Raw genomic sequence first — 9,671 nt, forward strand, 5'->3', positions numbered from 1 at the left:
CATGAAGCCCGAGCTGCTGGTTCTCATCGCATTGCGCGGTGACGCGCATCGCGAGATCGCCGCGTCGTTCGACGTGCGCTACGCCCCGACATCCGAAGCACGCGAACGCGCGATCGCCGAACACGGCGGCACCCTACGCGCGGTGCTGACCAACGGCAGCACGGGGCTCACCGCCGCCGAGATCGATCGTCTTCCGCAACTCACGTTCGTCAGCGCACTCGGCGCCGGCTACGAGCACATCGACGTGACGCATGCCAAGGCGCGCGGCGTTACCGTGGTCACGGGGGCCGGCACCAACGACGATTGCGTGGCCGATCACGCATTCGCGCTGCTGCTCGCGACCGTGCGCAACGTCGTGCAGCTCGATGCGAAAACGCGCGCGGGCGTGTGGCGCGACGGACTGGCGATGCCGCCGAACGTGTCGGGCAAGAAGCTCGGCATCGTCGGGCTCGGCAAGATCGGCGAGAAGTGCGCGCGCCGCGCGGTCGGCTTCGACATCGAGATCGGTTATCACAACCGGTCGGAGAAGCAAGTCCCTTATCGCTATTTCGACCGCGTCGACGCGCTCGCGCAGTGGGCCGATTTCCTGATCGTCGCGACACCGGGCGGCGCGGGCACGCGGCACCTGATCGATCGTGCGGTGCTCGACGCGCTCGGCCCAGGCGGATTCGTCGTCAACGTGTCACGCGGCAGTGTTGTCGATACCGCTGCTTTGGCAGAGGCGTTGCGCGAAGGCCGCATCGCGGGCGCGGGGCTCGACGTGTACGAAGGCGAACCCGAGCCGCCGCGCGCACTGACGGACCTCGACAGCGTCGTGCTGACGCCGCACATGGGCGGCTGGTCGCCCGAGGCGCTCGATCGGTCGGTGCGGCAGTTCATCGACAATGCCGAGCGGCACTTTTCAGGGCGGCCGGTGTTGACGCCGGTTTGAGCGGCGCCCGAACGGTGATTCGCCGCCCACCGTTTCGTCCGTGATCGATGTCCGCGTGAGAGGCGTCCCGCGACGGTCGAGGGCGGATGCGGAGCGCTATCGATCGATACGCAGCACGAGCTTGCCGGTCGTGCCGCCCGACTCGAGCGCCACATGCGCGTCGACGATCGCGTCGAACGCGTAGCTGCCCCCGATCAGCGGTTTCAGCGCGCCGGTGGCCAGCAAGCCGAACAGCTCGCCGAGCGTTTGCTGCACGACGTGATCGGCGAGGAACGCATGCAAGGCGAAACCGGACAGCGAGCGGCAGCCGAAGATGAGCGCGTTCATCAGGCTTTCATCGACCGTCAGCAAGTGGCCGCTTGCCGCGCCATAGGCGACGAAACGACCGTGCGGCGCAAGGCTGGACGCAAGCGTGCGGGCCACGACGCCACCGATCGAATCGAAGACGACGTCGGGGCCCGTGCCGCCGGTTGCGGCGCCCAGTCGATCGGCCCACGCGTCGTCGCGATAGCTGACGGCCTGATCGGCACCGAGCGCCCGCACCGTCGATAGCTTTTCCGTGGAGCCGGCCAGGCCGACGATCGTCCTTGCGCCGTCGAGTCTTGCCAGCTGGATGAGCATCGAACCGACGCCCCCGGCTGCCGCGGTGATGGCGACGGATCTCGCGGCCACCGGCGTCTCGCGCAGCAGCAAGCGGGCGACCAGTCCCTGCAGCATGACCGCGACGGCGTCGTCGTCCGACACTGCGTCGGGAATCGCGACGATCAGCGTGGCGCGTACCGTCACATATTCGGCATAGCCGCCGGTTCCGCTCGTTGCGCCGAACAGCGCCGCGGCCACCCGCTCGCCGACGCGGAAGTCCCGCACGTTCGCGCCCACGGCTTCGACGGTGCCGACCGTTTCCGATCCCAATATCGCCGGCAAAGTCGGCGCCGGGCCAGGGTAGGTACCGGCGCGTTGCAGTGTTTCCGCGAAATTCAGTCCGACGCGCGTCACACGCACGAGGACTTCGTCGGGAGCCGGTGTCGGGCGCTCGATCACGACCGGACGGAGGACGGAGGGATCGCCGAAACGATCGATCTGAATGGCATTCATGGTGTTCATGGGAAAGACTCGCTGGATGCGGGGGCGTTGCCCCCGGGATATGTGAGGTGTCGGGCAGGACGCGGCGTCGGCCGGGTCATTCCGGCAGGGACGCTCGATCGCCGCGATCGAACGAGGCGCGGCCCGCGCCGTTCAGCACGAGCGCGAGCAGGCCGCCCGTCATCGACAGGTTCATCATGAAGAAGGTCTGCTGCGTCTGGTCGCCGCCGCTATGGAAGATCACTGCGGCGATGACCGAAAAGATCGCAAGCCCGAGCGCGGCGAGTCGCGTCATGAAGCCGGCGATCAACGCGAGGCCGCCGGCGACTTCGACGAAGATCACGAGCGGCAGCAGTGCTCCCGGTACACCCATGTGCGCCATGTATTGCTCGGTGCCTGCGTAGTTGAAGATCTTGCTGATGCCCGCGCCGACGTAGACGCCGGCGATGAGGATGCGCACCAGGACGGACAGGATGGCGCTGACGGCGGGCGTCTGCGCAGCGGTTCGGTACAGGGCGCGGTTGATCGATCGAATCATGGTGACTCCTTGTTCGAGGGGCGGCGGATCGGCGATCCGCCGCCGTGTTCAGCGGTTCGGGTTCGGGTGCGTGCTCATGCGCTGAACGGCGGGTAGTCGGTATAGCCGGCTTCGCCGCCGCCATAGGCCATGGACATGTCCGCATGCGCGAGCGGCCGGTCGTGCCGGAGGCGTTCGGCAAGATCCGGGTTCGCGATGAACGGGTAGCCGAACGACACGAGATCGGCGTGGCCGTCGGAAAGTGCCGTTTCCGCGCGTGCTTTCGTGTAGCCGTTGTTCGCGATGTAATGCCCGCCGAACGCGTGCTTGAGCGCGCCGTAGTCGAATGCGGGCACCGCGTCCGGTGCGGCCTGAGGGACGCCTTCGACGACATGGAGATAGGCCGCGAGGCCGCTCAGCCGGTCGGCGAATCGCCCGAACAGTGCTTGCGGATCGCTATCCGCAATTCCACCGAAATGCGGCGTGACCGGAGAGATGCGGACACCTAATCGATCAGGGCCCGAAACGAGGCCGACTGCGCGCACGACCTCGAGTGGCAGCCGGAGCCGGTTGTCGATCGTGCCGCCGTAGTCGTCGGTCCGCCGGTTCGTGCCGTCGCGCAGGAACTGGTCAAGCAAATAGCCGTTGCCGGCGTGAATCTCCACGCCGTCGAACCCGGCCTGCAATGCGGCCCGAGCCGCCAGCACGTATTGGTCGACGATGGCGGGCAATTCGGCGGTTTCGAGCGCGCGCGGTACCGGGTACGGCTGCGGGCCGGTCGGCGTATAGGCGTCGCCGTCGGGGCGGATCGGCGACGGCGCGACCGGTCGTGCGCCGCCCGGCTGCAGGTCCGGGTGACCGATGCGGCCGACATGGGCCAGTTGCACGAAAATGCGGCCGCCTTCACGGTGCACCGCGTCGGTCACCTGTTTCCAGCCCGCGATCTGCGCATCGCTATAGATGCCCGGCGTGAACGGATAGCCTTTGCCTTGTGGCGAGATCTGCGTGCCCTCGGTGATGATCAGGCCGGCCGAGGCCCGTTGGGCGTAGTAGGTCGCGTTCATCGGGCCGGGCGCGTCGCCGGCACCGGCACGGCTGCGCGTCATCGGCGCCATCACGATGCGATTCCTGAGCGTGATGCGCCCGATTTCGACGGGGTCGAACAGCGTCGGACGCGCAGGCGCCCGGGGCGGCGAGAGAAAGCGGTCGGTCGTCATGGTTCCATGTTCCTGTGACATTGAGGGGGGACTGTCGACGCGGGGGCGCCGCGATCGACATGGCGTGACAGGAATGTAGGGGATCGTTTCGATCGAAACAATTGGCTAAAATGGATCGTTAAAATCAATTTTCTGGATAGATCGTGGATCGCAGCCCCAATCTGGATCAGCTTCGTGCGTTCGTCGCCGTCGTCGAGGCGGGCAGCTTTTCAGGGGCGGCGCGTCGGCTCGGCAGGGCCCAATCGGTGGTGAGTTATGCGGTCGCCAGCCTTGAGGCACAGCTGGGCATGCCGTTGTTCGAGCGTGGCAGACGCCGTCCGCAACTGACGGCGGCAGGCGAGGTCGTGCTCGCCGATGCGCGTCGGCTGGACATGCTGATGGGGCAGTTGCGGGCGAAGACGGCCGGTCTGCGGGGCGGCGTGGAAGCCGAACTGTCGCTGGCCGTCGACGTGATGTTTCCGTTGCCGAAGCTGGTCGAAGGCATGCAGGCGTTTGCCGAGGCGTTCCCGACCGTCGCGCTCAACCTGGCGATCGAAGCGCTCGGCGGCGTCATGAAACTGGTGCTCGACGGCGGCTCTGCGCTCGGCATCAGCGGCCCGATTCCGAACTGGCCGGATGCGATCGACGCGACGTCGATGGGGGCGATCGAGTTGCTGACCGTTGCGGCGCCCATGCATCCGCTCGCGTTGCGCGACGCGCCGATACCGCTCTCGGAGGCGCGCGAGCATACGCAGATCGTGCTTACCGACCGCAGCAAGGTCACCGACGGGCAATCGTTCGGAATCCATGCGACCCGCACCTGGAAGGTGGCCGACCTCGGCGCGAAACATCGATTGCTGCTCGCCGGGCTCGGCTGGGGATCGATGCCGATGCATCTGATCGAGGACGATCTGCAGTCGGGCCGTCTGGTGCCGGTGAAACTGGCCGATCGGCGCACGTTTCGCTACGGACTATCGTTGATCCGGCGTGCCGATCGCGCGAGCGGTCCGGCCGCGCAGTGGCTGATCGATTATTTGAGTCGCCAGGGCGATCCGGACGGCCGAAGGGCCTGACCCATGCCCGGCGGCGACCGGCCGGGCAGGCCGCCCGGCCAGCCTTGCAATCCGCGACGATTGAAGACTGGCCGGACGTTCGGCCGTGTCAGCTACGCGGGCCGGCTGAAGTGCGTTCCGCGCGGCGCACGTCCGCTCAGGACGAAGCCAGCGGCACCGTCACCGACGTACCGGCCGGGTCAAGCGTCAGCCCGGTGCCCGGCGTCGGCCGCAGCGTCGCTTCGTTGTCGCTCGACAGCACGACGAGCCCCAGCCGGTGGCCGGCTTCCAGCTTGTAGTCGCGCGGCATGAACGTCAGCTTCAGGTCGTACGGCATGCCGGGCAGAACCGGCTGCGAGACCCACTCCGACACGCGGTTACGCGGATCGGTCCACGCCCGCGTGACGATCGTGGCCGTACCGTCCGGCGCGCGATCGACCAGCAGGGCCGTCACGTTGGCCACGGCCGTGAAGGTCAGCCTGACGCGTGCGGTCGCTGAACCGGACAGGCGTGTCGCGGCCGTGAGCGGCGCGGTTTCGAAGCGGCTGCGGTTCTCGCCCGTCGGTGCGTTCGCCAGCGTGAGCGCGGTGATGCGCGCATCGTCGGTGAAGCGCGCGAGCGGGCCGCCGGTCGGCAGCCGCAGCAGCGTGCCGGTGCCCGCGCCGTCGCCGCCCGCGAAATACGTGACCGGCGTGGCGTGGCGCGCGGCCCAGTCCGCTTCCTTCAGCAGCGTGCCGTCCGCCTGCTCGATCACCGCGCGCGGATCGCGTTCGACGCCATTGTCGAAACCGATCAGGTAGCGCGTAAACCAGCGGTTCACTTCCGCGGTCCACGCCTCGGCCATCGCCGGCACGCGGGTCGGGTCGGTGTGCTTCAGGCGATGCAGCCACAGCTGCGTCGGCACGCCCTGGCGCCGCATCGCGAGATGCCACAGCGTCGACTGGTCGACGCGCACGTTGTCGTCGGTCAGCCCTTGCGCGACGAGCGCCGGCGCGACCGCGTATGCGGTGGGAATGTCGCGCGCGGCCCAGAACGGCGAATAGTCGCCGGTCTTGCGGTCTTCCTGCTGCAGCGCTTCGTCGATCAGGTGCGTGCAGCGCTCCGGATGCGCGTTCGTCAGCAGCGCCTTGATGTATACGTCGACGTCCTCGCCCTGATAGCCTTCCGGCGCACGCACGAGGCCGCCCGAGCGGTAGTAGCCGTACATGTTCGTCAGTCCGGCGACCGGCACGATCGCGTCGAGCCCGCGCGTGCGCAGGCTCGCGACCATCTTCGGCAGCGTGCCGTCGTACGACACGCCGTACATGCCGACGTGGCCCGTCGACCAGTTCGCGACGACCGTCTTGCCGTTCGCGTCCTTCGCGGTCGCGTCGCGGCCGAGCCAGCGGATCACCGATGCCATCGCGACCGATTCGTCGCGCGTGAGGATCGTCGGGCAGCCGTCCGAACCGGCGGTACCGAGCGAATCCGCGTAGACGATCGTGAAGCCGCGCGGGATGAAGTAGCCCTCGATCCACGAGCGCCCGGCGGCAGCCGCCTCGACCTGCTGCAGCATCCGCACCTGCGGCGCGGCGGCCATGATGCGCGCGGAGGCGCCGGTCGCTGCCGTGGCCGCCGCGGCGGCCGGATGCGGCGTGCCGTCGAGTTCGACGTCGACGTTGTGGTCGGGGCTGTCGGCGAGGCCCGCGTAGTACGGGCTCGCGAGCACGATGACGGGCGTGCGCGCGCCGTTCGCGGTTTCGGTCGGGCGCACGATGCGCACGTGGATGCGGTCGCGCGTGCCGTCGCCGTCGGAATCGACCGGCGTGTCGACCCACGCGTTTTCCTCGATCGTGCCGCCCGACAGTGACGGCTGCACCTGGCCGTTCGCGATCACGGGCCGGTAGCGGCCGCCGCTGGCCGGATTGGCGTACGGGACGCCGGACGGTGAAATGCGTGAGGCGAGCGACTGCTTGTCGGCCGCCGAGGCGGCGGCCTCCTCCTGTTTGCCCTGCGCGAGCGCGGAGACGCCCGCCACGCTGCCGCCGTCGTCACCGCCGCACGCGGCGAGCGTCGCGGCTGCAACGAGCGCGGGAAGCCACGCGCGACGCAATCCGGTTCGATGAATGTCCATTGTCGACCTCTTCTTGTGATTGTCTGGAACCGGTCGGCCCGCGATATGCCCCCTGCGGCCCGGCCGGGTGCTGCATCGGATGAAACGGAACTGCACCTTCGAAAGCGCCGGGCGCGAGGCCCGGGTGTCACGGCCGGTGTCGACGCGCGTCACGTATCGCGCGACCCGGCGAGCGTCGGGGCGACTGCATTGCCCCGACCGGAAAGCGTCAGCGCGGCGGCTGATTCGGGCCGCCCGGTCGAAGCGAGGCCGGCGGCACGAAATGAATGCAGGAGTGCGAATCAAATGCGGGCATGCCCGATCTTCCTTCAGGTTTCAGATGAAACGGAACGGCACGATGCGATGAGGCGGGGATGGTGCGAACGGCGGTGCTGCAACGGCAGGAAAGCGCGACGCGAGTCGGCAGGGCCGGCCGGAATGCTTTCCGGAAGCTTGCGCAAAACTTATCTCAGTGAAATCTCGGTGTCAAACTTTTTTAGTTTGAGTCAAACAAAGTTTTCATGCGTGCGGGGTGATGGACTTGCGATCGGTCTAAATTTCCGGGAAATCTGTCCGTAAACGGTAAAAAACAGATTGAAAGGAGAGAGAGGGCATGACGACTTCAGTCACGGCAGCGAGCGGCTTTTCGCTCGTGCAGATGGCGCAGCAGGCTGCGCTCGACGGGCGCCAGCAGACGGACGCGGCGGCCGGGCAACCGCAGGACACGCCGATTACCATCCGGGCGCTGGACCAGGACGCGATGCAGGCGGCGCGCATGAAGCAGATGTCGACACTGGGCAACCTGTCGACGAAGCTGCGCGACGTCACCAGCCAGCTCGTGACGAGCCTGCACGAGATTATCGCGAAGCGGCCGGACTTGGCCGACGCGCAGTTCGACTTCATGACCGACAACGGCCAGATCAAGGTCGTGTCGAAGACGATGACGGAAAGCGATCGCGCGTGGGTGGAGTCGACACTGAATGCGAACGCGGGCCTCGTGCTCGCGACGCGCGCGTTTCACCAGCAGGCCGTCGACTTCGCGGAGCAGGGCGCGGCCGCCGTCGGCGAGACGTTCACGGACGACGATCGCAAGGTGGCCAGCCGGCGCGCCGACGCGGACTTCCTCTTCATGAAGGAGATCAACGCGTCCGTCGCACGCAACCGGAAGTTCGAAGAGGTCGGCGGGCATTTCACCACGCAGGACGGCACGCGGCTGACGTTCGATCAGTCGGCCGGCACCGCGCGCGGCACGCTGGCGCTGCTGGATACCGACCGTCAGTTGTCGTCGGGTGCTGCGATCTTCGTCGACGAGTCGGGGCAGAAGACCTACGGCCGGCGCGCGGGCCTGATCGACGTCGGCTTCGGCGCCGCGTTCGAGGATATCCTGAACGGCCGCAACAGCATCGGTTTCCACGAGATCGCGTAGCCACGCGCGTCACAGAGCCGGACGCCGCGCGCCTATTCGTCGCGCAGCGCTTCCGCCGGCCGTACCCGCGCGGCGCGCCAGCTCGGGTAGAGCGTCGCGACGCACGACATCAGGAACGCGGCCGCGGCGATCTCGATCACGTCGGTCGCCGCGAGCTTCGACGGCAGCGAGCTGAGGAAGTACACGGACGGCGTCAGGAAGCGGATGCCGAGCAACTGTTCGATCGCCGGCAGCACCCACGGGATGCTCACCGCGATCGCGCAGCCGAGCGCGACACCCGCGAGCGTGCCGGCGAGGCCGATCGTCATCCCCTGGATCGCGAAGATCTTCATGATCGACCCGGGCGGCGCGCCGAGCGTGCGCAGGATCGCGATGTCGCCCTGCTTCTGCGTGACGGTCATCACGAGCGACGACACGAGATTGAACGCGGCGACCGCGACGATCAGCATCAGGATCAGCGACAGCATGCGCTTTTGCAGCCGCTCGGCCTCGAACCACGTGCGGTTCTGCCGTGTCCAGTCGCGGATATAGAGGTCGCCCGACAGCGTGCGCGACAGCGCCAGTGCGATGTCCGGCGCGCGCTGCAGATCGTCGAGGCGCAGCCGGATGCCGGTCGGCGCACGCACGTTGAACAGCGTCTGCGCGTCGCGGATGTGGATGTACGCGAGCGCGCTGTCGTACTGGTAGTGGCCCGACTCGAACGTGCCGACCACGTTGAACTGCCGGAACCGCGGCAGCGCATCGCCGATGCGTGCGGTGTTGCCGGGCGCGAAGAACGTGATGCGGTCGCCGATCTTCACGTGCAGCGCGTCGGCCAGCGCCGAGCCGAGCACGATGCCCATCTCGCCCGGCACGAGCGCGTCGAGCCGCCCGGTCTTCAGCTTGCGCGCGATCTCGGACACGCGCGGCTCCAGCACCGGATCGATGCCGCGCAGCGCGACGCCCGTCACGCTGACGGCGTTCGTCAGCAGCGCCTGTGCGTCGACATAGGGCGCGACGGCGCGCACCGCCGGATTCTGCAGCGATTCGTGCGCGGTGAGCCGCCAGTCGGGCATCGCGCCGGTCGGCGAGAAGATTTCCACGTGCGCGAGCACCGACAGCATCCGGTCGCGCACTTCGGTCCGGAATCCGTTCATCACCGACAGCACGACGATCAGCGCGGCGACGCCGAGCGCGATGCCGGCCATCGCGGCGCCGGCAATGAACGACACGAAGCCGTCGCCGGCCGAGCGCCGGCCGCCGCGCGCATAGCGCAGCCCGATCTGCCATTCGAACGGGAGTTTCAAGCGGTTTCCTTTCATTTCGATTCGATCCTGCCGAGCCGCGCATTCTAGCGAACGCGGCGCCGCCGTGTGCAGAGGTTGCGCCACGGAC

At 67.9% G+C, this 9,671-nt stretch carries 8 protein-coding genes; 3 read left to right on the top strand and 5 right to left on the bottom strand.

The window, feature by feature from the left end:
- The first annotated feature begins 1 nt into the window (after position 1).
- Positions 2–931 carry a 2-hydroxyacid dehydrogenase gene (locus CFB82_RS20945; RefSeq protein ID WP_089485117.1) on the top strand — a complete coding sequence of 310 codons (930 nt, stop codon included), beginning with the start codon at positions 2–4 and terminating at the stop codon, positions 929–931.
- A gap of 96 nt (positions 932–1,027) precedes the next feature.
- Here CFB82_RS20945 and CFB82_RS20950 read toward each other — a convergent pair whose 3' ends face one another.
- The 3 genes from CFB82_RS20950 to CFB82_RS20960 form a co-directional block, all read right to left on the bottom strand.
- Positions 1,028–2,035 (bottom strand): quinone oxidoreductase family protein, encoded by a 1,008-nt coding sequence (locus tag CFB82_RS20950; RefSeq protein WP_089485118.1) that lies wholly within the window; start codon positions 2,033–2,035, stop codon positions 1,028–1,030.
- Between the two features lie 76 nt (positions 2,036–2,111).
- Positions 2,112–2,552 carry a DoxX family protein gene (locus CFB82_RS20955; protein WP_089485119.1) on the bottom strand — a complete coding sequence of 147 codons (441 nt, stop codon included), beginning with the start codon at positions 2,550–2,552 and terminating at the stop codon, positions 2,112–2,114.
- A gap of 74 nt (positions 2,553–2,626) precedes the next feature.
- The gene (locus CFB82_RS20960) at positions 2,627–3,748 is read right to left on the bottom strand and encodes an alkene reductase (protein WP_089485120.1); all 1,122 of its coding nucleotides are present in this window, start codon (positions 3,746–3,748) and stop codon (positions 2,627–2,629) included.
- Between the two features lie 143 nt (positions 3,749–3,891).
- On the opposite strand from CFB82_RS20960, the gene CFB82_RS20965 reads away from it, so the two are divergent.
- Positions 3,892–4,800 (top strand): LysR family transcriptional regulator, encoded by a 909-nt coding sequence (locus CFB82_RS20965; protein ID WP_089485121.1) that lies wholly within the window; start codon positions 3,892–3,894, stop codon positions 4,798–4,800.
- A 136-nt stretch (positions 4,801–4,936) separates the two neighbouring features.
- Here CFB82_RS20965 and CFB82_RS20970 read toward each other — a convergent pair whose 3' ends face one another.
- On the bottom strand, positions 4,937–6,892 hold the full coding sequence (locus CFB82_RS20970; protein WP_089485122.1) for a Xaa-Pro dipeptidyl-peptidase: 1,956 nt from the start codon (positions 6,890–6,892) through the stop codon (positions 4,937–4,939).
- Between the two features lie 592 nt (positions 6,893–7,484).
- Here CFB82_RS20970 and CFB82_RS20975 point away from each other — a divergent pair.
- Positions 7,485–8,297 (top strand): hypothetical protein, encoded by an 813-nt coding sequence (locus CFB82_RS20975; protein WP_089485123.1) that lies wholly within the window; start codon positions 7,485–7,487, stop codon positions 8,295–8,297.
- A 32-nt stretch (positions 8,298–8,329) separates the two neighbouring features.
- Here CFB82_RS20975 and CFB82_RS20980 read toward each other — a convergent pair whose 3' ends face one another.
- On the bottom strand, positions 8,330–9,583 hold the full coding sequence (locus CFB82_RS20980) for a lipoprotein-releasing ABC transporter permease subunit (RefSeq protein ID WP_256990398.1): 1,254 nt from the start codon (positions 9,581–9,583) through the stop codon (positions 8,330–8,332).
- Positions 9,584–9,671: the final 88 nt, after the last annotated feature.

The sequence above is a fragment of the Burkholderia sp. HI2714 genome, from assembly GCF_002223085.1.
Taxonomy (GTDB): domain Bacteria; phylum Pseudomonadota; class Gammaproteobacteria; order Burkholderiales; family Burkholderiaceae; genus Burkholderia; species Burkholderia lata_D.